The sequence below is a fragment of the Mycobacterium sp. NGS19 genome (assembly GCF_059813155.1).
The window spans coordinates 162,550-185,647 of sequence record NZ_JCALEB010000001.1 but is presented as its reverse complement, the minus strand read 5'-3'; the positions used below and the strand labels follow the sequence as shown (position 1 = coordinate 185,647).

The following is a 23,098-nucleotide window of genomic DNA, read 5'->3' as shown; positions in this document are numbered from 1 at the left end:
GCCGAATCATATATGAAATATGATGCTCGTCGACCAGTGGGGCGAGGAGAGGTGGCAGGAGTGGGGTTGCTGGACGGTCAAACTGCGGTCATCACGGGCGGCGCGCAGGGTCTGGGTTTCGCGATCGCGGAGCAATTCGTCGGCGAGGGCGCCCGGGTGGTCCTCGGTGACGTCAACCTCGACGCCACGGAAGCGGCCACGCAGCGCCTGGGTGGCCATGGTGTCGCGGCCGCCGTGCAGTGTGACGTCACCCGAGCCGCCGACGTCGAAACCCTGGTGGCCGCCGCGGTGGAACGGTTCGGCGGGCTGGACATCATGGTGAACAACGCCGGGATCACCCGCGACGCAACCATGCGCAAGATGACCGAGGAGCAGTTCGACCAGGTGATCGCCGTACATCTGAAGGGCACCTGGAACGGCATGCGAAGTGCTGCGGCGATCATGCGGGAGAACAAGCGCGGCGCGATCGTCAACATGTCGTCCTTGTCGGGCAAGGTCGGCTTGGTGGGCCAGACCAACTATTCGGCCGCAAAGGCGGGCATCGTCGGGATGACGAAAGCCGCCGCCAAGGAGCTCGCTCACCTCGGTGTGCGGGTGAACGCGATCGCACCGGGGCTCATCCGGTCGGCGATGACAGAGGCGATGCCGCAACACATTTGGGATCAGAAGGTAGCCGAGGTGCCGATGGGCCGGGCCGGCGAGCCGCGTGAGGTCGCGACGGTAGCGCTGTTCTTGGCCAGCGACATGTCGTCATACATGACCGGCACGGTGCTGGAAGTGACCGGCGGAAGGTTCATGTGATGCGCGAGGCCGTGATCTGTGAACCGGTGCGGACGCCGATCGGCCGGTACGGCGGAATGTTCAAGTCGCTCAGCGCCGTCGAGCTCGCTGTCGCCGCATTGAATGGTCTGCTCGAGCGCACCGGGATTGCGCCCGACGCCGTGCAGGACGTCATCCTGGGCCACTGCTATCCGAGCAGTGAGGCACCGGCGATCGGCCGAGTCGTTGCGCTGGACGCAGGGCTGCCGGTCAGCGTGCCGGGCATGCAGATCGACCGCCGCTGCGGCTCGGGTCTGCAAGCGGTGATCCAAGCGTGCCTGCACGTGGCCTGTGGTGACCACGACGTCGTCGTCGCCGGCGGAGCCGAAAGCATGAGCAACGTCGCGTTCTATTCCACCGACATGCGCTGGGGTGGTGCGCGAACCGGAATCACCGTGCACGACGGGCTGGTTCGCGGCCGGACCACTGCCGGTGGACGCCACTACCCCGTGCCGGGAGGGATGCTCGAAACGGCCGAAAACCTACGGCGCGAGTACGGCATCTCACGCGAGGAGCAGGACGAACTTGCGGTGGCCTCGCATCAGCGGGCGGTGGCCGCACAGAAGGACGGCATCTTCGCCGAGGAGATCATTCCTGTAGCGGTCCGTAACCGCAACGGTGAGGAACTCGTCGACGCCGACGAACATCCCCGCGCCGACACGTCCATGGAGGCGTTGAGCAGGCTCAAACCTGTTCTGCTGAAACAGGATCCAGAGGCCACCGTGACCGCCGGCAACAGCAGCGGTCAGAACGATGCCGCGTCGATGTGTGTGGTCACCACACCACAGAAAGCTGACGAGTTGGGTCTCACGCCGCTGGTGCGGCTGGTGTCGTGGGGCGTCGCGGGTGTACCGCCCAACGTCATGGGCATCGGGCCGGTGCCGGCCACCGAGGTCGCACTCGCCAAAGCGGGTCTGAAGCTGGCCGACGTCGACCTCGTCGAACTCAACGAAGCGTTCGCAGCACAGGCGTTGGCCGTGATGCGGGAGTGGAAGTTCACCGCCGCTGATCGGGACCGGACCAATGTGCACGGCTCGGGAATTTCGCTCGGGCATCCGGTCGGCGCGACGGGCGGACGGATGCTGGCGACGCTGGCCCGCGAAATGAACCGGCGCGCAGTGCGTTACGGCCTGGAAACCATGTGCATCGGCGGCGGCCAAGGCCTGGCGGCGATCTTCGAACGGTGTGAGAGGTGACGTTGCCGCTGGCCGGCGTCACCGTCGTCGAAGTGTCGAGCTTCGTCGCCGCGCCGTTGTGCGGTGTGACGCTGGCGCAGCTCGGCGCTGAGGTGATTCGCGTGGATCCTATCGGCGGTGCGGCCGATTACCGCCGTTGGCCTCTCGCCGACAGCGGCACGTCGATCTACTGGACCGGCCTGAACAAGGGAAAACTTTCGGCCGCAATCGATTTGCGCAGCCCAGACGGCCAGCAGCTGGTGCAGCGGCTGATCGTCGAGGGCGACGGGATCGTCGTCACCAACGCCGCAGGCCTGGCCTGGCTGTCCTACAGCCGGCTCGCCGCCATGCGTGGTGATGTCATCGCCGTCCAGTTGCTCGGCCGCGGCGACGGCTCCACCGGCGTCGACTACACCGTCAATGCCGCGATCGGGTTCCCCTACGTCACCGGACCGGCGAACCACGCCGCGCCGATCAACCACGTGCTGCCCGCCTGGGATGTCTGCTGCGGCCTGTACGCGGCGCTTGCGGTCACTGCGGCGGTACGCCGGCGCGACCACAGCGGCGACGGCGCCGACGTCAGGATCGCGCTCGAGGACGTCGCACTCGCCGTGGGCGCAACGCTGGGCTTCCTCACCGAGCCGCAGATCACCGGTACGCAGCGGCCGCGGCTGGGCAATGCGATCTACGGCCAATACGGCCAGGACTTCACCAGCCGTGACGGCGCATCGTTCATGGTTGTGGTGTTGACCGCCAGGCACTTTCGCGACCTGGTCGAGGTGACCGGCACCGGGCCGGCGGTGTCGGCTGTGGCCGAGGCGCTCGGCGCGGACTTCACCTCGGAGGGCGACCGCTACCGCAACCGCGATGTGCTGTCGGGGTTGTTCAGGCCGTGGTTCGCCGAGCATTCGGCCGCCGAGATCACCGCCGAACTGTCGGCCACCACGGTCCTGTTCGAGCGGTACCGCACATTCGCCGACGTAGCCGCCGACGACCGGGTCGTCAACAACCCACTGTTCAGCCGCCTCGACCAGCCCGGCGTCGGCGAATACTTCGCGCCCGGCATGCCGGCGTCGATCGACGGCCAGCACCCCGCCACCGGGGCCGCCCCCGAGCTCGGCGCGCATACCGCCGACGTGCTCGCCGAGCGCCTCGGACTGAGTTCCGACGACATCACCAGCCTCAAAGACACTGGAGCCATCGCATGACCAGACTCGCCCAGACGTTGGGCCTCACCGAGTTTCAGACCGAGATCATCGCGGCGGTAAGGCAATTCGTCGACAAGGAGGTGATTCCCAACGCAGCGCACCTGGAGCGCACCGACACTTACCCGCAGGAGATCGTCGATCAGATGCGGGAGATGGGTCTGTTCGGGCTGATGATCCCGCAGGAGTACGGCGGACTCGGTGAATCGTTGCTGACCTACGCGCTGTGTGTCGAGGAGCTGGCCCGCGGGTGGATGAGCATCTCCGGCGTGATCAACACCCACTTCATCGTCGCGTACATGCTTCGCCAGCACGGCACCGATGCGCAAAAGCAGCGCTTCCTGCCGCGCATGGCGACTGGTGAAGCGCGCGGCGCGTTCTCGATGTCCGAGCCGGAGCTGGGCAGCGACGTCGCGGCGATCCGCACGAGGGCCAAACGGAATCCCGACGGCAACTACACCATCGACGGCCAGAAGATGTGGCTGACCAACGGCGGCAGCTCGACGTTGGTCGCGGTGCTGGTGCGCACCGACGAAGGGGCGGACAAGCCGCACCGCAACCTGACCGCGTTCCTGGTCGAAAAGCCGGTCGGCTTCGGCGAAGTGCTCCCCGGGCTGGTGATCCCGGGCAAGATCGACAAGCTCGGGTACAAGGGCATCGACACCACGGAACTGATCTTCGACGGCTATGCCGCCAGCGCCGACGACATCCTCGGCGGCACGCCCGGCCGCGGATTCTTCCAGATGATGGACGGCATCGAGGTCGGCCGCGTCAACGTGTCCGCGCGGGCGTGCGGGGTCGGTCTGCGGGCGTTCGAACTGGCCGTCCGGTATGCGCAGCAGCGCTCGACGTTCGGCAAGCCGATCGCAGAGCACCAGGCGATCGCGTTCCAGCTCGCCGAGATGGCGACGAAAGTCGAAGCCGCACATCTGATGATGGTGAACGCGGCGCGACTGAAAGACTCCGGTGAACGCAACGACCTGGCGGCCGGCATGGCCAAATATCTGACGAGCGAATACTGCTCGGAGGTCACCCAGCAGAGCTTCCGCATCCACGGCGGCTACGGGTACTCCAAGGAGTACGAGATCGAGCGGCTGATGCGCGACGCGCCGTTTTTGCTCATCGGGGAGGGCACCAGCGAGATCCAGAAGCAAATCATCAGCAAACGGCTGCTCGACGAATACCGGATATGAGTGCGCCGGAGTTCGTTGCGCGTCGGCAGTTGTCGCGCGATGTCGCACGGTACGTCCGGCGGCGCATCTTTCAAGGCGGCTACCGCGCCGGGGAGTACGTCCGTTTGGAGCAGTTGGCTGCCGAGTTGGGGGTGAGCGTCACGCCGGTGCGCGAGGCGCTGCTGGAACTGCGTGCAGAGGGCCTGCTGGTGCAGCAGCCACACCGCGGTTTCATGGTGGTGCCGGTGACCGGACGCGACATCGCCGACGTCGCAAGCCTTCAGGCGCACGTCGGAGGGGAATTGGCAGCGCGGGCGGCTACCAACATCACCGACGAGCAGCTGGTGGCGCTCAAAGACCTGCAGACTCGGCTGGAACAAGCCTATGAACAGCAGGACCACGAGCGCGCCGTGCGGCTGAACCACGAATTCCACCGTGCGATCAACGTGGCGGCCGATTCCCCGAAGCTCGCACAGCTGATGGGCCAGATCACCAGGTACGCTCCTGAAGCCGTGTTTCCCACCGTCGAAGGCTGGCCGGCCCAATCGGTCGATGACCACCGGCGCGTGCTTGCCGCGCTCGAGCAGCGCGAACCGGAGCGTGCCCGCGCGGCGATGGCCGAGCACTTCATCGCCGGGGTGGCGCCGCTGGTGGAACACTTGATGGCGCACGGCGTGGTCAGCCCCTGATTCATGCGCCTGCTGTGTCGTTGATACCCGGTTTTGCGCCGAAACCGTGTCTTGGCTACACACTCGACGCGGCCAGCAGGCTGCGCAGGGCAGCGACATCGACCTTTCCGGTGGCCCCGCGGGGAATCGCGTCGTCGCTGTCGAGCAGCAACCACACGGTCGGAATTTTGAACGCACTCAACAGCTTCCGGGCGGCTGACCTCAGCTGGCCCACATCTGTTGCCGTGGTGTCGCACACGACCACGGCGCCGACCTCCTCACCACGCGGCCCGCTGACGTTCGTGACGAACGCCTTAAGCACCCCGGTGATCGACTGCAGCGCCTCCTGCACTTCGCTGGGGTAAACGCTCGCGCCGGAGACTTTGAACATGTCGTCGGACCGGCCGTGGTAGAACATGAACCCGTCCTCGTCGAGGCGGCCCAGATCGCCTGTGCCGTAATATCCGTCGGCCGTGAAGACGTCCTCGCGGCTACGGCGGTAGATGCCACGCATCGTGTTCGGCCCGCGGATCTGGATCTCGCCGACAGCGCCGGCTGGGACCGGCGCACCTGTTCCGGGGTCGACGACGCGGACCTGAACTCCCGCGAACGGCTTGCCGCAGCTGCCCCAGGCGGACCGCGGCATGTCGGTGTCGGCGCGGTAGCCGCAGTACGGCCCGAATGCCTCGGTCATGCCGAACAGCTTCGCCCGCGCTCCGGGATGGGCTCGATGGGCGGGCGGCAGCAACGCTTCGAGGCTACCCGGACACAGCGAGGAGAGGTCCGCGCCAAGCGACACCGCGTGTCGCGCAAGCGCTTCAGCCTGCTCGGGCCAGCCGCGAAACAGCGTGACTCGCTCTCGCTCGAGCAGCCGCAGAGTGCTGAGCGGTTCAGGAATCGCCTCGGTGACCAGAGTCGCGCCCGCGCTCAGCGCGGACAGGATGCCACCGCCGAAGCCCCCGACCCAGAAGAACGGCATCGGCAGGTACAGCCGGGTAGTGGCATCGATGCAGCGGGCGTCGAGACCGGATCGCACGGCCGCCAACGCGTTGCCGTGGGAGTGGACGACTCCCTTCGGCGGACCGCTGCTGCCGGAGGTGAACATGACCGCCAACGGATCGCTGGGAGTCACCGCCGCCGTAAGTCCGTCGACGATCCGCATGGTCACGTGTCCTGAAGTCGGCAAGCTGTCGGTATCCCAAACACGCTGCAGGGCAGGCAGTGTCGGATTGCCGGCCAGACGCGGCCCGATCTCCGCACGCAACTCGTCGAGGTAGTGGTGACCACGGAACTCCTCGACGCTGATCAGTTGCTGCACTGAAGCCTTCTGTAGCTGGGCTATCAGCTCCCGCGCCTGCAGCAGTGTGCTCAACGGCACCAGCACCGCACCGATACGCGTCAACGCCACCGCGATCTGCACCCAGCGCACGCCGTTCGGCATGATAAGCCCTACCCGCGTGCCCTTTGCCACACCTGTTTCGACGAACGCGGCAGCCATCTCGCGCGTCGTTACCTCCAGTTCGGCGTAGCTGATCCGGGTCGTGGTATCAACCACCGCGGTGGCGCAGGGCGTTTCGGCCGCGCGACTCCGCACCAGGGCGTCGAGGGTGTCGTCAGGCATCGAACATCTCTACCAGTCTGCGGGTGTCGACCTTGCCGTTGGCCAGGACCGGTAGCTCCGATGGCGGCACCGCGACGATTCGGGTAGGGATCTTGTACGGCGAAAGTTCGGATTTCAACGCGTTACGCAACGCCGGCGCGTCGAAGTCGTCGGGGTCGGCGACCACCACCACAGCCGCGACCGCCTGGCCCCGCTGAGCATCGGGGATTCCGACCACATAGGCGGTGGCCCCGGTGAGCTCGGCGATCGCCCTCTCGACTTCCGCCGGAGCCACATTCGCCCCGGAAGTCTTGATCATCGCGCCGCGGCGGCCGACGAAGTAGTAGAAGCCTTCGTCATCGACACGCACGAGGTCGCCAGTGTGGAACCAACCGTCGGCGTCGAAGCAGTCCTCGCGGCTGAGTTTGTAGTAGCGCTGCATCACATAGGGGCCGCGGATGCACAGCTCGCCCATCTCACCCGGCCGCACATCGACTGACGAGTCGGGATCTATGACCTTGACGTCGAAGCCGGGCGCGGGCTTGCCGAACGAACCGCGCCGATGTTCCGGCTGTTCGCCCTCGTCCCCACTGATCAGCACCACGCTGCCCGCTTCGGTCAGGCCCAGCATGTTGTGGCGCAGTTCGGGATCGGCCGGACGCACCTCAGGCGCCATGATCGGGTACAGGTTGCCGCGCCGCATCGACGAGAGGTCGCGAGAGGCGAAGCTCGGGTGGCGCGCCAGGTGCTGTACGGTAGCCGTGAATCCATTTGCCATTGTGGGCTTCTCGGCTTCGAGAAGATCAAGTGTCTCGCCGGCGTCGACGGCATTCGAGCACACCAGAGTCGATCCGGCGACCAGCGTGGCCAGCAGCCCGAATGCGAACCCGCCGATCCAGAAGAACGGCGAGTTGCAGAACAGCCGGTCGACTGCGGTCAGTCCGCGAATGCGGTTGAGGTTGCGTTGGTGTCCCAGCAGTGCGGCGTGGGTGTGCATGACGCCTTTGGGGCTGGCGGTCGAGCCGGAGGTGTAGACGATCGCCAGTGTGTCGCAGCCGTCGACGTCGCGTTCGGTCGCCGAGAGCAGTGACTCGTTGACGGCGCCGGCAGACCCGATCAGGTGTTCGCAGGTGACGCCGACGTGCCGCAACAGAGGTACGGCGCCGAGGAAAAGCCTTCGGGCTGAATCGAACTCGATCTGCGGCGCTACGTCGGACAGCCGCTGGCGGTAATCGTGCGCGCGGAATGACGCGGTGGCGAGCAGGAATTCGACGTCGCTGTGACGCAGCTGCTGCTGGATTTCACGGCCGGTCGCCATGGTGGAGAACGGCACCACGACGGCGCCGATGCGCGCCGCGGCGAGCATGGCGACGACGAACGACACACCGTTCGGGTAGAGCAGCCCGACGTGGGTGCCCTTGCCGGCGCCGAGCGCGATCAACCCGCGAGCAAGCTGTGCCGAGCGTTGGTCTGCCTCTGCGTAGGTGATTCGCTCGTCGTCGCACACCAGAAGCAGGTGGTCGCCTCGGTCGCGTGACCGTACGGTCAGCACCTGGCCGACGGTCACCGAACTATCGGACATGCTCGCTGGCGAAGTACCGCCGAACCGCGCCGAGGTCGGGCTTGCCCGACGCAGTGCGCGGGATCGCATCGACGATCACGACTGCGGTCGGAATCTCGTACGGCGTCAGGCGATCACGCAAGAATCCGACCAGCTCGTCCATGTCGGCCGAGCAACCGCGTCTCAGTTCCACCATGGCGACCGGCGTCTCGCCGAGACGCTCGTCTGGTCGTCCGATGACGGCAGCACTGTGCACTGCCGGGTGTTGTTCCAGAGCAGCACGCACGGCGTCGGGAATGATCTTGAAACCGCCGCGGATGATCGCCTGGTCTGCGCGGCCGAGGACCCAGAGGAAGCCGTCGGAGTCGACGCGGGCGATGTCGGTGGTCCGGATCCACCCGGCGTCCGGTCCGAGCTGACCGGGTTTGACTTCCAACAGCCCAGCCTCGCCCGCCGGCAGTGGCGTGCCCGTCTCGTCGACCACACGCAGTTGTGCACCGAGCATGGCCCGGCCGGCGCTGCCGCGCTTGGCGGGCCAATATTGCTGATAGTCGGCGAGGGACCAGCCGGCCACGCCGCCGCCGAATTCGGTTGCCGCATAGGAAGTGAGCACCGGGATGCCGAACTTCTCCGTGAACGCGTCGGCATCGTCTGCGGACAGCGGCGCGGTGCCGGAGGTGACAGCGCGAATACCGGCCAGATCGTCACGGGTGAGGTCGGAGTGCAGCACCGTTCGCAGCGCTGCAGGAACCAGTGACACGGTCGCGGGGCGATGGGTGTGCACCGCCTGCGCCCAGCGGTGCAACTCGAAACGCTCCAGCAGCACGAACGACCTCGCCTCGGCGACACATTGCAGCACCCGGAACACGCCGCCGATATGCACCAGAGGCGAGTTCACGATCGCCACCCGACGCTGCAGCCCGGTTACCGGGGTCGGCCCCATGACGCTGTGCGCCAGCATGTCGTAGGTGAGGTCGATTCGCTTGGGCGGCCCCGTGGTTCCGCTGGTCAGCATCCGAACGGCGACACCGGCACGCCGAGCATCGAATCCAGCAACAGAGCGGGAAGCTCTGATGCACGGCTCCTCGTCCACGGCACCGATCGCCACTGTCGTGGCGTCGGTGGTGACCTTCGCCAAGTCGGCGGCTTCACCGACGAGCAATGGCACGGCAAGGTCGGCGACATCTGCTCTGAGTCGGTCGTCGCCGCGGGAGGGGTTGACCACCACCACGCACCCGCCCCTCGACAACACACCGAGCAAGGCCGCCACATGCGCCGGCCGGTTGCGCAGCATCATCCCGATCTGCATGCCGGCGTCGGCGAGCTCAGCCAGCCGCCGAGCCGCGTCGCGAACCTCGCCCCACGAAACCCACTGCCCGTCGAACTCGATCGCGGGCGCCTGCGGATCGAGGTCGAGTACGTCGGCGATGCGGCGGCTGAGCCGGTGACCGCTCACCGGATCCTCGGTTCAGTCGGTGGGGGTGTAGTGTCCGCCAGCTCAGCCTTCCCAAGCGGGTTGCCGAGCCGGGTGTAGATCAGTCCCTGCTCCAGCGCCGCCCGGTACGGCTTGTCCAGAGACTCCCAGATCGCCTTGACCGTGCCCTGGGTCGCCGACGGCGGCTTGGCGGCGATCGTCGCGGCGATCGCGTGTGCACGCTCCCAAAGCACTTCGGCGGCAACGACTTCCGACACCAGGCCGATCCGCAACGCGGTCTGCGCGCTGACGCGTTCGTCATTGCCCATCAAAGCCATTCGCAATGTCTCGCCCAGGCCGACGCGCCTCATCAACCCGATCGGCTCCAGCGCACAAACCAGTCCGGCGCTCACATGCGAGTCGAAGAACGTGGCATCCGAGGAGCAGATGACGACGTCGGACTCGTTGACGAAGTAGAACGCGCCCGCCGTGCACATCCCTTGCACGGCGCACACCACCGGCTTCCACATCTTCTGCCATTTCGGGCTCAGCGGTTCCCCGGGATCTTCGTGATGCCAGACGCTGGCCGGCTGCCCATACGGCGTCTTGACGTCTAGCCCGGCACTGAACGCCCGGCCACCCGCGGCGCGCAGCACCACCGCATTGACCGAGTCGTCGTGCTTGACCAGTTGCCACGCCTTGGCCATCTCCTCACACATCAACCGGTTGAACGCATTCAACGACTGGGGACGGTTCAGCGTGATCGTCGCGACCCGATCGGAGGTGTCGACGTCGAGCAGGATGGTCTCGAAGGTCATCGGCACTGCCAATTGGGTTGGCGCTTTTCGACGAACGCCTTGGGTCCCTCGATCGAGTCTTGAGTGTGCAGGTTGCGTTCGCGGAACGATTCGGCGAGCATCTCGGCCTCGTGCAGCGGAAGGTCCAGCCCTTTCAAGATGGCTAGCCTGGTGCCGCGAACTGCCAGCGGCGCATTGGAATTCACGATGTCGGCAATCTCGTGGGCCCGTTCCAGCAGGCGGTCGTGCTCGACGATCTCGGAGATCATGCCGAGTTCCCAGGCCCGCTGCGCGCTCATCCGCTCGTGCTTGCCCGTCAACGCCATGCGCAATGCGACCGACCGGGGCAGCACGCGGGCCAGCCGCACCATCTCCCGTGCGGCGACCAGTCCGATGCTGACGTGCGGGTCGAAGAACGTCGCCTTCTCTGATGCGATCACGATGTCGCCGGTGGTCACCCAGTCCAGGCCTGCCCCGCAGCACAGCCCGTTGATGGCCGCCAGCACCGGCTTGGCCATGGTCCGAAACGGTGGGGTGCCTTCCTGCGGGGCCTCCCACTGCTCGTAAGTGGACAGGTAGGACCGTTCGTTGACCACCTTGCCGTCGCCCGGGATGGCCTTCACGTCTGCGCCGGTGCAGAAGGCCCGGCCGGTGCCCGTGACGATCAGCAGCCAGATGTGGTCGTCGTTTTCGGCTTCGTGATAGGCGGAGCGCAACTCTGTGATCATGTGTGGGCTCAGCGCGTTGAGCGCGTCGGGCCGGTTCAGCGTGATGGTGGCGGTGTGCCCGTCGACTTCGTATCTGATGGTGTCGAACAACGACATCGAGTTCCCTTCGGGTCAGCGGCCTTGGAAGTCCGGCTCGCGCCGTTGCCGAAACGCCGTCAGGCCCTCTTTGAAATCAGCTGTGCGGCAGGATATTTCGAGGTTGTACAACTCTCGGTTCATCGCTTGGCTCAGTGTCGCGTGCTGGCTGTCCTGAATCGCTTGCTTCGCCAGCCCGATGGCGACGGTCGGTCCGCTGGCCAGACGCGCTACCAGGTTGTCGGCGGCTAAGTCGAGTTCGGACTCGTCGACACAGCGGTAGATCAATCCCCAGTTCTCGGCGTCGACGGCGGAAACCTTGTCGCCGAGCAGCAGCATCTGTCTGGCCCGGGTCAGCCCGACCAGTCGGGGCAGCAGCCAGGTGGCTCCGGAGTCGGGGGTGAATCCTCGTGCGACGAACGGTTCCCAGAACACGGCGGAGGTGGAGGCGACGGTGAAGTCGGCGGCGAGCGCGAGGTTGCAGCCCAGGCCCACGGCATAGCCGCGCACACTGCAGACCACTGGCAATTGAATGCTGTGGACGAGTTCGACCACGCGGTGCGCGGTGTGAGGGATGCGACGGACCAGATCGCCCGTGCGCGGCCGCCCGCCCTGGTTGGTGGCGACCCAGTCGGCGCCGGCGCAGAAGTCGGCGCCCTCGCCGGTGACGTGGACCGCGCGCAGCGAATCGTCGGTGGCGGCCTGCGTCAGCGTGCCGACGAGCGTGTCGATCATGCTGCGACTCAAAGCATTACGGCTGGCAGGGCGGTGCAGCGTCAGCCGCAGCACCGCACCGTCGCGCTGCGTGGTCACCGAACCCTCGGAGCCGGTGCTCGCAGCGTCGTCACTCACCGGAGGACCGCCCTTTCCATAGCGATACGGTTGCCCATACAGTAGGGTACTTCAGCACTATCCTGTAAAAGTTAGCAAGGAAAGGCCGTCTGTGGAATGGCCGACGACGATCGCCGGTTCGGTGAGCTTCCCTTGGCGCAGACGGTCGCCGCCGCGGCCGCCATTCGCCGGCTCACCGGGCTGCTGCTGTCGCTGGAGCACGAGCACCCGACTGTGCAGGCCATGCTGAGCCAATTCGCGGCTTGGGAGCGCGAGCTCGAGTCAGCAGTCCCACCCGACAGCACGCCGCGGCTCCGCTCGGACACTGCGCCGTCGCGCCGCGTCTACCTGGGCCATGCGTTCGACATCGGTGCATACAACCCCTGTTTTCCCGAATACCGCTTCGATGACCTCGACAGCCGGACCGCGTCGGGAACGGTGACGTTCCCGGTGGTCTACGAGGGGCCGCCGGGGCTCGTCCACGGCGGATTCCTCGCAGTGTTCTTCGATTGCGTTACCCAGCACCAGAATTGCGCCGCTGCGCTGTCGGGCCGCACCCGCTCACTCACGGTGACGTTCCGCCGGCCCACACCGATTCTCACCGAGTTGCGGTTCGACATCACCCGGTCGGAGGTCGACAGCTCGGTCACGTCGACCGCCCGACTATTGCTCGACGACGAGGTGCTGTGCACCGGTGAGATCGCGGCGGTGGCGCTGCCACCCGAGAAGCTATCGGGATCTCGGCTCGGCCGGCGGGGGGAGATTCGATGAGGCCACAGCTGCAACGCATCCGCCAACCGCGAGTGGCGGAGATCGTGGCGTCGCGGTTGCGCGACGACATCTTGTCGGGGCGCCTCAAGGAAGGCGACGTGCTGCCCTCGCAGGAGACGCTCTTTCACGAGTTCGGCGTCAGCCCGCCGGCGCTGCGGGAGGCCATCCACATCCTCGAATCCGACGGCTTGATCTCGGTGCGCCGCGGCAACGTGGGGGGTGCGGTGGTGCATCTGCCCTCCGCCGAGCGGACCGCTCACATGATCGGCATGGTGCTGCAGTCGCGTGCAGCCACCCCGGCCGATGTCAGCGAAGCCTTATTGCATCTGGAGCCGATCTGCGCGGGGATGTGCGCGGCACGCGCTGACCGCATGACCGAAGTGGTGCCGCATCTTGAAGCTGAGGTTCGCCGGCAGGCAGCAGAATTCGACGATGCCGCGCAGTTCGTCCCGAACGCGCGCAGCTTCCACGAAGCGATCGTCGCTCGATGCGGCAACGAGCCGATGATCCTGTTGATCGGTTCGCTGGAGCTCATCTGGTCTGCCCACGAGTCGGCGGTGTGGAGCGACGACGGGCACGGCGGTGCGCCGGCGGACGCCGCGGCGGCCCGCAGGACGAGGCGCGCAGCGCTGCGCGACCATCAGCTGCTGCTCGAGGCGATCCGCGACGGCAACCAGGCTCGGGCCATTCGCATCGCGCAGGCGCATCTGGCGGCGGCCCGGCGCACCACGCTTGCCTTCGGCAGCGATAAAACCATTGACGCCAGACGGATCTCGAGCAATGGCCAGCCATAGCAGCGGGCAAGAGGAAGGAGTCCGGCGGATGACTTCATCGGACGACGATCGCGTCCTGTTCGACGTCGATCGGGACAAGCGCATCGCCACGATCACGCTGAACAACCCGAAGCAGCGCAATGCCTACGACGCCACGATGCGCGACGCGATGGCCCGCTGCCTGGACGCGGTCGCCGACGACGACGACGTCACGGTGGTGGTGCTGCGCGGCGCGGACGGAGTCTTTTCGGCCGGGGCGGACATGAACAACGCATACGGCTGGTACGGCCGACGTTCCGAACCGGCCAAGGGCCGTCCCAGCCAGCGCCGCCGACTTGCCGTGGACCGCAAGTCTTTTGGCTTCTACCACAACCTGATGGGCTTTCCGAAGGTCACCGTGGGGGAGATCAGTGGCTGCGCGCTGGGCGGCGGTTTCGAAATGGCGCTGATGACCGACATCTCGGTGGTCGCCCGCGACACCAAGATCGGCATGCCGGCCACCCGCTTCCTCGGGCCCGCGCTGGGCAGCCTGCACATGTTCTTCCACCGCCTCGGCCCGGTGCTGGCGAGGCGTCTGCTGCTCACCGGCGACATCGTCGAGGCCGGCACGGTGGAACATCTCGGGGTCTTCACCGAGACCTGCGACGCAAAGCGCGTCGGGGCGCGCGCCCGGTACTGGGCCGAGAAGGCTGCGAAGATGCCGGCCGACGGGGTCGTGATCGCCAAGGAGGCTTTCCGGCTGGTCGAGCAGAGCCAGGCCTACCAGGGGGAAGAAGTGGCCAGTTACCTGTTCCACGCGTTCGGCACCAACCTGCAATTCGCCCCGGGCGAATTCAACTTCGTCAAGACCCGCGCCGAGGTGGGCACCAAAGAGGCGTTCCGCCGCCGCGACGAGTATTTCCACGTCCCGGAGCCGTGACCCGGCCGGCGCGCTTCGTCGAACGTGAGTCCACTGCGAAATTCCGGCCGAAATATCGCTATCACGTCACGCTCGGCGCTCAGCGTTGGTTGGCACGAGGCCGGACCGACCCGCCGCTACAGTATCTGCTAGTTTTGTAAAGTCTTTCCCACCGAGCTCGAGGCCACCACCATGCCCACACCCGTCATCGTCGGCGCCACCAGAACAGCGATCGGACGCTCCTTCAAGGGAACGCTCACCAATACGCCGCCCGAAACGCTGATCACCACCGTGCTGCCCGAGGTGATTCGCCGGGCCGGCATTGAACCCTCCGCCGTCGATGACGTTATCTTCGCCGAATCCCATTACGGCGGAGGCGATCTCGCCCGTTATGCGGCCGCGGCGTGCGGCATGGAGGACGTGCCGGGCCAGTCGGTGAACCGGCACTGCGCCGGTAGCCTCACCGCGATCGGCAACGCGGCGGGGGGAATCGGCTCGGGCATGGAGCGGGTGGTGGTGGCCGGCGGTGTGCAGTCGCTGTCGATGACGCCACTGATGAACCAGCGCATTCCCGGCCCCGAGCTGAAGTTCGAGGAACGGTGGCTGCCGCCCACGCATCCGGAGACGCCGGACGCGCCCGGGCGCGACATGTCGATCACGGTCGGGTGGAACACCGCCAAGGCGGTCGGCATCACGCGCGAGGAAATGGACGCGTGGGCTGCGCGCTCGCATCAGCGGGCCATCGCAGCGATCGACGCGGGCAAGTTCGCCGAAGAGATCGTGCCGCTCAAGGTGCAACTGCCCGACGGTTCGGTGGTGGACTTCAGCGTCGACGAGCACCCGCGCCGTGACACCACGGTCGAAAAGCTGGCCGCCCTCAAGCCGCTGCATCCGGAGATCGAGGGCTTCTCGATCACCGCTGGCAACAGCAGCGGCACCAACGACGCGGCGGCAGCGGTCGCGCTTGTCGACAAGGACTATGCCGACGCGGAGAAGCTGAGGGTGATGGCGACGGTGAAGGCGTGGGCGGCATCGGCTGTGCCGCCGAAGGATACGGGACTCGGTGCAGTCAAGGTGATCGGCAAGGTGCTGCAACGAGCCGGATTGTCACCGGCCGACGTGGCGCTGTGGGAGATCAACGAGGCGTTCGCGTCGGTGCCGATTGCGGCATGCCGCGAGTACGGCCTCGACGAGGAGCGGGTGAACTTCTCGGGCAGCGGCTGCAGCCTCGGCCACCCGATCGCCGCCTCCGGTGCCCGGATGGTGACGACGCTGGTGTACGAACTTCAGCGGCGTGGCGGTGGTATCGGAGTCGCAGCAATGTGCGCGGGCGGCGGCCAGGGCGGCGCCGTGGTGATCGAGGTCTAGCGCTTGGAGGTCTCGCGCTTCGCGGCTGCTTTGCGCGCGCGGCGCGGCGCAGCCTTGCGCGGCTTCTGGCCTTCCTCGATGAGCCGACTGGCGTGGTCGAGGATGCAGTTGAGCCCGTATTCGAAGTTCTTTTCGTCCGCCGCGGCCAGTCGGTGACCTTTGGCAGCCAGCCTGGCGATCAACGGCGTCGCCTGGGGATCAAGCGCTCTCGGCTCGAAAGTCGGTTCGCTGTCGTCCAATTCGCGCGTCTTCTGCTGCAGTCGCTCGAGCACGACGGTGCCGCGGACGTGCAGCGACACCGCCGAATAGGTGTCGAACGCGTCCTCCGGTGACAGACCGGCATCGACCAATGTTTCGATCGCCTTCTCCATCTGCTCCACACCCAACCGTCGCGCCTTCGCGCTGAGCGCCCCGCGGATGAGGATCAGGTCGGTCAGAATCGGGCTGCTCAGAAAGGTCTTACGCATCATGCGGGCGTGGTTGCGCAGCGATTCACGCCAATTGCCCGCTTCCACATAGGGCGTCGAGAACGTGAACTTTCGCAGCGCCCGGTCCGTCATCGCGTTGAGCAGGTCGTCCTTCTTGCGGAAATACCAGTAGATGCTCGTGACGCCGACGCCAAGATGCTTACCCAGCAACGGCATACTGAGGTTGTCGATGGAGACCTGGTCGGCAAGTTCGAAGGCGCCGTCGATGATGTCCTCGGGATTGATCGAACCGCGTTCGCGCCGCTGGCGTTTCTGCGCGGTTGCCTTTCCTGCCACGGTGGGCTACCTCCGTTCGATCTCCCGATTACTGTAACCCCTATAGTAAGCTTCCTCGTTACCGCCGCGTTCCACGCGTAGCGGGACGAAGGAAGGCGCCAGGGCCGTGGACCTCGGATTCGCAGACGCCACCGCCGTCGTCGTCGGCGGCGGCCGTGGGATGGGGCTGGCCACGGCGCGATGCCTGGCCGATGACGGGTGCCGGGTTGCGCTGGTCGGCCGCACACCGAACGTTCTCGACGAAGCGGCCGACGACCTGCGGCGTCGCGGCAGCCCCGACGCCGTGGGACTGGTCGCCGACGTCGGTGACGCCCACGCGGTGGAGCAGCTGTTCGCCGAGGTGAGCCGCCGCTGGAGCGGCAAACTCAATGTGCTGATCAACGTGGTCGGGCCCAGCGCGGTGGGCACCTTCGAGGACTTGACCGACGAGCAGTGGCGACAAGCCGTCGACGAAGGCGTGATGGGAATGGTGCACTGCGTGCGTGCGGCTCTGCCGCTGCTGCGGCGTGCCGAGTGGGCGCGGATTGTCAACTTCTCGGCCCACTCGACCCAGCGGCAGAGCGTGCTGCTGGCGGCCTACACGGCAGCCAAGGCAATGGTGAACAGCATCTCGAAGAACCTGTCGTTGCTGTTGGCCAAGGACGAGATTATGGTCAACGTGGTATCGCCCGGCAGCATCGCTTCGGAGTCGCTGGTCGGCTGGGCCGCGTCGGTCGGTGTGAACGGTAACGACCCGTATGCGTTGATGGACGCCATTGCCAAGCACTTCGGGCATCCGGCCCACCTGCCGCGAGCCGGATTTCCTGACGAAATCGGTCCTGTCGCAGCCTTTTTGGCCTCCCGGCGCAATTCATACATGACTGGCGCCAACGTCAACGTCGACGGCGGAAGTGATTTCACCTGACATGGCGACCGCACGAGAAGCCCGCGAATGGGCACGCACAGCGCTGAGGGGAATCGGCGACTCCCTGTACACCCCGTTCTGCGGGCGCGACGGCGACGAGATCGACTGGGATGCTTACCGCGCATTGGTTCGGTACTGCGTGGGCGATCTCGGCCACCCGATGCTGTGGGTGACCAGCGGCGTCGGCGAGTTCTGGTCGCTGACCACTGCTGAGCGAAAGCGGTTGCTGGAGTTGGCAATCGAGCAGGCGCGTGCCGTCAACCCCGATGTGGTGGTCCAGTCGTGCACCGCCGCACTGTCGGCCAAGGACTGCCTGGAATTGACACTGCACGCCCAGGAATCCGGTGCTGACATCGTCTACATCCAGACGCCGATGATGGAACTGCATGGCGGCGACGGCGTCCTGGCCTTCTTCCGCTACATCAGCGAACGCACCGACATCGCTTTGGGAATGTTCAACTCGCCGTCGTCGGGATATGTGCTCAGTGCCGCCGAAAGCGCCCGCATCGTCGCCGAGGTTCCCGCCGTGTGCGCGACCAAAGAGGGCGCCTTCCGCCCGGCGAACAGCCGGCTGCTGCACGAGCTGGCGCCCGAGTTGGTCATCTGGGAATGCGACACCACCGTGTACCGCGCGGGATGGCTCCGCCAGGGCATCGTCGGGCCCGCACAACTCGGCACCACCGGCTACCTCTACGAGACACCGCAGCGTCGAATCCTCAGCCACTACTGGGATTTGGTGTGGAGTGACAAGCTCGTAGAGGCGATGGATTTCGCGGTCGAGTCGGGACTGGACCAGTTCGGCGTCGACATCCGTTCGTGGTTCACCTGTTATCCCGGCCGCCCGGATTACTTCACGCACTGGGGTGCTGCGTTCAAGTACGCGGCCTCGCTGCTCGGGCTTCCCGTGGGGGACTATCCGCATTCCCGCCCGCCTCAGGTGCCGCTTCCAGAGGCGGGCAAGCGGCAGATCCGAAAGGCGTACACCCGCCTCGGTTTGATCGATCGGTGACCTTTTCGGACCCTGCGGAAGGCACTACCGATAGGTGTACAGTATGTGCATACATCAAGTTTGTGGGCATCAGAGGAGGTCGGCTTGGACAGCGCCGACGACGTGGTGCGCTACCAGGTGCGCGACAGCGGAGTCGCGGTCCTGACCCTGAACCGGCCCGAGCGCATGAACGCGTGGGGCGGCGGACTGGCCAGTGCGTTCTGGACATGTCTGGACCGCGCCGACGCCGACGCGGATGTCCGCGCGATCGTGATCACCGGCGCCGGGCGCGCGTTCTGCGCGGGCGCCGACATGGGCGACCTCTCCAGCATCGGGGACGCCACCGTGGGCGACACCGATGTCAGTGCGCTGGTCGGGGAACGCCACCCGCATGCGGTCGCCATGCTGCGCAAGCCGGTCGTTGCGGCGATCAACGGCGCATGCGCCGGCATCGGGCTGACCCAGGCGCTGATGTGCGATGTCCGATTCGCCGCGGAGGGCGCCAAGTTCACCACGTCGTTCTCGCGGCGGGGACTCATCGCCGAATACGGCATCTCGTGGATCCTGCCCCGAATCGTCGGCTGGGGGGCCGCGCTCGACCTGCTGCTGAGCGGCCGGGTTTTCTACGCCGACGAGGCCGCCGAGCTGGGACTGGTCAAAGAAGTGGTGCCCGCCGACCAGCTGATGCCGCGCGCGATCGGCTACGCCGAGGACATCGCCGCCAATTGCGCCCCCAGTTCTCTGGCGGTGATCAAGCAGCAGGTGTACGCAGACACTATGCGTGACGTATTCGAGGCGAGCGCGGTGGCAGAGAAGCTCATGCACGAGTCGATGCTTCGCCCGGACTTCATCGAGGGCATCACGAGCTTCTTCGAGAAGCGGCCGCCGAACTTCCCGGCTTTGACCGACTGAAAGGACTCTCACCATGGCGCTGGACTACAAGGCCATCGACGTCGACAACCATTACTACGAGCCGCTGGACGCGTTCACCCGGCACTTGGACAAAAAGTTCAAACGCCGCGGCGTGCAGATGGTCGGCGACGGCAAGCACACGCTCGCGCTGATCGGCGACAAGGTCAATCGCTTCATTCCGAATCCGACGTTCGACCCGATCATCGTGCCGGGCTGCCTGGATCTGCTGTTCCGCGGCGAGATTCCCGAAGGCGTGGATCCGGCATCGCTGATGAAGGTCGAGCGGCTCTCGGAGCATCCGGAGTACCAGAACCGCGACGCCCGTGTCGCGGTTCTGGACACCCAGGACCTCGAGACAGTGTTCATGTTGCCGACGTTCGCGTGCGGGGTCGAAGAAGCGCTCAAGCATGACATCGAGGCGACGATGGCGTCGGTGCACGCGTTCAACCTGTGGCTCGACGAAGACTGGGGATTCGACCGGCCCGATCACCGAATCGTCGCCGCGCCGATCATCTCACTGGCCGACCCCGAAAAAGCGCTCCAGGAAGTCGATTTCGTGCTAGCGCGAGGCGCGAAGTTGGTGTTGGTGCGGCCCGCGCCGGTGCCCGGTGTGGTCAAGCCGCGGTCGCTGGGTGACCCGCTCCACGATCCGGTGTGGGCGCGGCTGGCCGAGGCCGGGGTTCCGGTCGGGTTCCATCTGAGCGACAGCGGTTATCTGCAGATCGCCGGGATGTGGGGTGGCAAGTCGACGTTCGAAGCATTCGGCGGCTCGAATCCGCTGGACCAGGTCCTCGTCGACGACCGAGCGATTCACGACACGATGGCCTCGATGATCGTGCATGGCGTCTTCACCCGTCATCCGAAGCTACGCGTGGTGAGCATCGAGAACGGGTCGTATTTCGTGTACCGGTTGATCAAACGCCTCAAGAAGGCGGCCAACAACCACCCGAAGCTGTTCCCGGAGGATCCGGTGGAGCAGCTGCGCAACAACGTGTGGATCGCCCCGTACTACGAGGACGACCTGACGCAGCTCGCCGAAGTCATCGGTGTCGACAAGATCCTGTTCGGATCGGACTGGCCCCACGGTGAAGGGCTGGAGTCGCCGGTGTCGTTCACCGCGGAGCTCAAGGGATTCAGCGAGGGCGATATCCGGAAAATCATGCGCGACAACGCATTAGATCTGCTTGGCGTCAACGTGTCGTCCGCCGCCTAGTCGCACTGTACCGATGAGCGAGTGGACGCTAGGGGCGGTGCTGGACGCCATCGCGCAAGCCGTTCCGGACCGCGTGATGACGGTCTGCGGCGACCGGCGTAGCACGTACGCCGAATCGGCGGAGCGAACCCGTCGGCTGGCGAACTACCTCGCCGGCGAAGGACTTGGCGCGCACCACGAACGCGACACACTCGAGCGTTGGGAGTGCGGCCAGGACCGGGTCGCGCTCGTCATGCACAACGACCTGTACCCCGACATGGTGATCGGATGTCTGAAGGCCCGCACCGTGCCGGTGAACGTCAACCACTACTACACGCCTCGCGAAGTCGGGGAGCTGTTCGACTACGTCAAGCCGAGAGCAGTCGTCTACCACCGGTCGCTCGGTGCGAAGTTCGCCGACGTGCTTCCCTCCGGCGCCGTGCTGGTGTCGATCGACGACGGCAGCGCCATCCCAGAGCTACCTGGTGCCGTGACCCTGAAAGACGCACTCGCGCAAGGCGATACCGACCGCGGCCTCTCGCCGTCACCCGACGACCTGATCATGATCTGCACCGGCGGCACCACTGGCCGTCCCAAGGGAGTGCTGTGGCGGCAGTGCGACATGTACGTGGTGTCGATGAACGGCGCGGCGCATGACTCCGTCGACGAGATACGTGCCAAGGTGCAGGCCGGCGGGGCGCCGTGGTTCGCGGTGTCGCCGTTGATGCACGCGGCCGGCATGTGGACCGCCTTCGCGGCGATCATGAACGGTATCCCGGTGATCCTCTACGACAACCGCGGCACGTTCGACCCGCGCAGCGTGCTGCAGACCGTCGAACGTGAGAAGGTCGGGCTGATGACGATGGTCGGCGACGCCTACGCCGGACCGCTGGTCGACGAGCTGCGGCGCAACGCCTACGACCTGTCCTCGCTGTACGCGATCGGCACCGGCGGCGCCGCGACCAATCCGACGTACCAGCGCGCGCTGCTCGAGGCGATCCCGCAGATCACGTTGATCAACGGCTACGGATCGTCGGAAACCGGCAACATGGCGTTCGGCCACAGCCAGCGCGGGCATCACAGCGACACGTTCCAGTTCCGCGACGGCGGCCTCGTGCTCTCCGACGACTACACCCGCTTCCTCGAGCCCGGTGATCCGGAGATCGGCTGGGTCGCGCGTACGGGCCGAATCCCCTTGGGCTACTTCGACGACGAGCACGCCACCCGCAAAACCTTCCCCGAGGTCGACGGCGTGCGGGTGGTGATCTCCGGTGACCGGGCAAGCATCGAGCCCGACGGCACGCTGCGTCTTTTCGGCCGCGACTCGCTGGTGGTCAACACCGGCGGCGAGAAGGTGTTCGTCGAGGAAGTCGAGGAGGTGTTGCGCGCGTGCCCCGGCGTGGACGACGCGCTGGTGGTCGGGCGGCCCAGTGAACGCTGGGGCGAGGAATTGGTGGCCGTTGTCGCGCTGCGTGCCGACTGCGTCGAGGCCACCGATGCTCTTGCCGCGCACTGCGCATCGTCGCTGGCGCGGTTCAAGGTTCCGAAACAATTCGTCGTCGTCGACCAGGTGCGCCGACTCGGTAACGGCAAGGCCGACTACCGCTGGGCGAAAAGTGTTGCGCGCCAACAGGCTCCGGTGCCATGACACAGAATGTGATCGATTGCCTGGTGAACGTGCACTTCGGTGAAACCGAAGTCCAGCCCGCCTGGATGGTGAAAGTCCGCGACGACTACTTCAAGGGTCCGAAGTCGATGTTCGCCCCTGTCGAGTTGGCCGAGCTCCTCGACGAGATGGACGAGCAGGGCGTGCGTAAGGCGATTCTGATGGACAGCCTCGCGAAACCGTCGCTGACCGCGCGCAAGTTCGTGCAGGCCCGCCCGGACCGCTTCGCACTGGCGATGGGCGGTGTCAACCTGCTGCGGCCGATGCCGTCGCTGCGCGAGCTGGGCGCCGTCGCCGCCGACCTTCCCGTCGTGTATGCCGTTGTCGGCCCGAGCTTTTGGGGGGACGGCCAGTATCCGCCCAGTGACGCGGTCTACTACCCGCTGTACACCAAATGCGCCGAACTCGAGTTGCCGCTGTGCGTCAACACCGGGATACCCGGCCCCCCGATCCCCGGCGAGGTGCAGAACCCGATCCACCTGGATCGGGTTTGCGTGCGCTTTCCCGAGCTGAAACTGTGCATGATCCATGGTGCGGATCCCTGGTGGGACATCGCGATTCGGCTGCTGATCAAGTACCGCAATCTACGGCTGATGACGTCGGCGTGGTCACCGAAGCGGCTGCCGGAGACCTTGCTGCACTTCATGCGCACCCGAGGTTCCGACAAGGTGATCTTCGCCTCGGATTGGCCGGTGCTGCGCATGCGCCGGGTGGTGCCCGAGGCCCTGGCGCTCGAGCTGCCGGCCGACGTGCTGGACAACTACCTCTATCGCAATGCCCAAGAGTTCTTCTTCGGCGTGACCCAGGAGCAATGACC

The 23,098-nt window shown here is 66.1% G+C and carries 22 protein-coding genes; 15 read left to right on the top strand and 7 right to left on the bottom strand.

All coding sequences use genetic code 11. The features are described 5' to 3' along the window. The first annotated feature begins 12 nt into the window (after positions 1-12). From fabG to AC5Y4N_RS00930, 5 genes are read left to right on the top strand one after another with little or no spacing between them, the layout of a single operon-like run. The gene (fabG, locus tag AC5Y4N_RS00950; RefSeq protein WP_499909523.1) at positions 13-801 is read left to right on the top strand and encodes a 3-oxoacyl-ACP reductase FabG; all 789 of its coding nucleotides are present in this window, start codon (positions 13-15) and stop codon (positions 799-801) included. After that, complete coding sequence (locus AC5Y4N_RS00945) at positions 801-2,015, top strand: acetyl-CoA C-acetyltransferase (protein ID WP_499909525.1); 1,215 nt, start codon at positions 801-803, stop codon at positions 2,013-2,015. Before fabG ends, AC5Y4N_RS00945 begins: the two co-directional genes overlap by 1 nt. Continuing rightward, on the top strand, positions 2,012-3,202 hold the full coding sequence (locus AC5Y4N_RS00940) for a CoA transferase (RefSeq protein ID WP_499909527.1): 1,191 nt from the start codon (positions 2,012-2,014) through the stop codon (positions 3,200-3,202). The genes AC5Y4N_RS00945 and AC5Y4N_RS00940 overlap by 4 nt, the downstream gene beginning before the upstream one ends. Beyond that, complete coding sequence (locus AC5Y4N_RS00935; protein ID WP_499909529.1) at positions 3,199-4,392, top strand: acyl-CoA dehydrogenase family protein; 1,194 nt, start codon at positions 3,199-3,201, stop codon at positions 4,390-4,392. The genes AC5Y4N_RS00940 and AC5Y4N_RS00935 overlap by 4 nt, the downstream gene beginning before the upstream one ends. Next, a complete protein-coding gene (locus AC5Y4N_RS00930; RefSeq protein ID WP_499909531.1) occupies positions 4,389-5,060 on the top strand; it encodes a GntR family transcriptional regulator in 672 nt (223 codons plus the stop codon). Before AC5Y4N_RS00935 ends, AC5Y4N_RS00930 begins: the two co-directional genes overlap by 4 nt. Positions 5,061-5,115: 55 nt before the next feature. Here the strand turns inward: AC5Y4N_RS00930 and AC5Y4N_RS00925 are convergent, their stop codons facing one another. The 6 genes from AC5Y4N_RS00925 to AC5Y4N_RS00900 are packed head-to-tail and all read right to left on the bottom strand — an operon-like array spanning position 5,116 to position 12,066. Beyond that, entirely contained in the window at positions 5,116-6,660 is a 1,545-nt protein-coding gene (locus AC5Y4N_RS00925; protein ID WP_499909533.1) for a class I adenylate-forming enzyme family protein, read from the bottom strand. Continuing rightward, positions 6,653-8,221, bottom strand: coding sequence for a class I adenylate-forming enzyme family protein (locus AC5Y4N_RS00920; RefSeq protein WP_499909535.1), 1,569 nt, complete (start codon positions 8,219-8,221; stop codon positions 6,653-6,655). Before AC5Y4N_RS00920 ends, AC5Y4N_RS00925 begins: the two co-directional genes overlap by 8 nt. Continuing rightward, positions 8,211-9,656, bottom strand: coding sequence for a class I adenylate-forming enzyme family protein (locus tag AC5Y4N_RS00915; RefSeq protein ID WP_499909536.1), 1,446 nt, complete (start codon positions 9,654-9,656; stop codon positions 8,211-8,213). Before AC5Y4N_RS00915 ends, AC5Y4N_RS00920 begins: the two co-directional genes overlap by 11 nt. Next, positions 9,653-10,432 carry an enoyl-CoA hydratase/isomerase family protein gene (locus AC5Y4N_RS00910; protein WP_499909538.1) on the bottom strand — a complete coding sequence of 260 codons (780 nt, stop codon included), beginning with the start codon at positions 10,430-10,432 and terminating at the stop codon, positions 9,653-9,655. The genes AC5Y4N_RS00915 and AC5Y4N_RS00910 overlap by 4 nt, the downstream gene beginning before the upstream one ends. Continuing rightward, positions 10,429-11,235: an enoyl-CoA hydratase/isomerase family protein gene (locus AC5Y4N_RS00905; protein ID WP_499909540.1), complete on the bottom strand. Its 807-nt coding sequence runs from the start codon at positions 11,233-11,235 to the stop codon at positions 10,429-10,431. The genes AC5Y4N_RS00910 and AC5Y4N_RS00905 overlap by 4 nt, the downstream gene beginning before the upstream one ends. A 15-nt stretch (positions 11,236-11,250) precedes the next feature. Then, complete coding sequence (locus AC5Y4N_RS00900) at positions 11,251-12,066, bottom strand: enoyl-CoA hydratase/isomerase family protein (RefSeq protein ID WP_499909542.1); 816 nt, start codon at positions 12,064-12,066, stop codon at positions 11,251-11,253. 96 nt (positions 12,067-12,162) lie between these two features. Between AC5Y4N_RS00900 and AC5Y4N_RS00895 the strand changes: the two genes are divergently transcribed. The 4 genes from AC5Y4N_RS00895 to AC5Y4N_RS00880 all read left to right on the top strand — a co-directional run bounded on the left by AC5Y4N_RS00895 (position 12,163) and on the right by AC5Y4N_RS00880 (position 15,855). Then, positions 12,163-12,816: a hotdog family protein gene (locus AC5Y4N_RS00895; RefSeq protein WP_499909544.1), complete on the top strand. Its 654-nt coding sequence runs from the start codon at positions 12,163-12,165 to the stop codon at positions 12,814-12,816. Continuing rightward, on the top strand, positions 12,813-13,610 hold the full coding sequence (locus tag AC5Y4N_RS00890; RefSeq protein ID WP_499909546.1) for a FadR/GntR family transcriptional regulator: 798 nt from the start codon (positions 12,813-12,815) through the stop codon (positions 13,608-13,610). Before AC5Y4N_RS00895 ends, AC5Y4N_RS00890 begins: the two co-directional genes overlap by 4 nt. Positions 13,611-13,638: 28 nt before the next feature. Beyond that, a complete protein-coding gene (locus AC5Y4N_RS00885; protein WP_499909548.1) occupies positions 13,639-14,508 on the top strand; it encodes an enoyl-CoA hydratase/isomerase family protein in 870 nt (289 codons plus the stop codon). A gap of 171 nt (positions 14,509-14,679) precedes the next feature. Further along, a complete protein-coding gene (locus tag AC5Y4N_RS00880) occupies positions 14,680-15,855 on the top strand; it encodes a thiolase family protein (RefSeq protein WP_499909550.1) in 1,176 nt (391 codons plus the stop codon). Here AC5Y4N_RS00880 and AC5Y4N_RS00875 read toward each other — a convergent pair. After that, complete coding sequence (locus AC5Y4N_RS00875; protein WP_499909552.1) at positions 15,852-16,619, bottom strand: TetR/AcrR family transcriptional regulator; 768 nt, start codon at positions 16,617-16,619, stop codon at positions 15,852-15,854. The two genes, AC5Y4N_RS00880 and AC5Y4N_RS00875, sit on opposite strands and share 4 nt — an antisense overlap. Positions 16,620-16,725: 106 nt before the next feature. Here AC5Y4N_RS00875 and AC5Y4N_RS00870 point away from each other — a divergent pair, with 106 nt between their 5' ends. The 6 genes from AC5Y4N_RS00870 (at position 16,726) to AC5Y4N_RS00845 (ending at position 23,096) form a co-directional block, all read left to right on the top strand. After that, a complete protein-coding gene (locus tag AC5Y4N_RS00870) occupies positions 16,726-17,523 on the top strand; it encodes an SDR family NAD(P)-dependent oxidoreductase (protein WP_499909554.1) in 798 nt (265 codons plus the stop codon). A gap of 1 nt (position 17,524) precedes the next feature. Further along, positions 17,525-18,532 (top strand): dihydrodipicolinate synthase family protein, encoded by a 1,008-nt coding sequence (locus AC5Y4N_RS00865; protein WP_499909556.1) that lies wholly within the window; start codon positions 17,525-17,527, stop codon positions 18,530-18,532. A gap of 84 nt (positions 18,533-18,616) precedes the next feature. After that, positions 18,617-19,423 carry an enoyl-CoA hydratase gene (locus tag AC5Y4N_RS00860; RefSeq protein ID WP_499909558.1) on the top strand — a complete coding sequence of 269 codons (807 nt, stop codon included), beginning with the start codon at positions 18,617-18,619 and terminating at the stop codon, positions 19,421-19,423. 13 nt (positions 19,424-19,436) lie between these two features. Then, a complete protein-coding gene (locus AC5Y4N_RS00855; protein WP_499909560.1) occupies positions 19,437-20,636 on the top strand; it encodes an amidohydrolase family protein in 1,200 nt (399 codons plus the stop codon). Between the two features lie 13 nt (positions 20,637-20,649). Continuing rightward, complete coding sequence (locus tag AC5Y4N_RS00850; RefSeq protein WP_499909562.1) at positions 20,650-22,263, top strand: acyl-CoA synthetase; 1,614 nt, start codon at positions 20,650-20,652, stop codon at positions 22,261-22,263. Next, positions 22,260-23,096 (top strand): amidohydrolase family protein, encoded by an 837-nt coding sequence (locus tag AC5Y4N_RS00845; RefSeq protein ID WP_499909564.1) that lies wholly within the window; start codon positions 22,260-22,262, stop codon positions 23,094-23,096. Before AC5Y4N_RS00850 ends, AC5Y4N_RS00845 begins: the two co-directional genes overlap by 4 nt. The last annotated feature ends 2 nt before the right edge of the window (positions 23,097-23,098 follow it).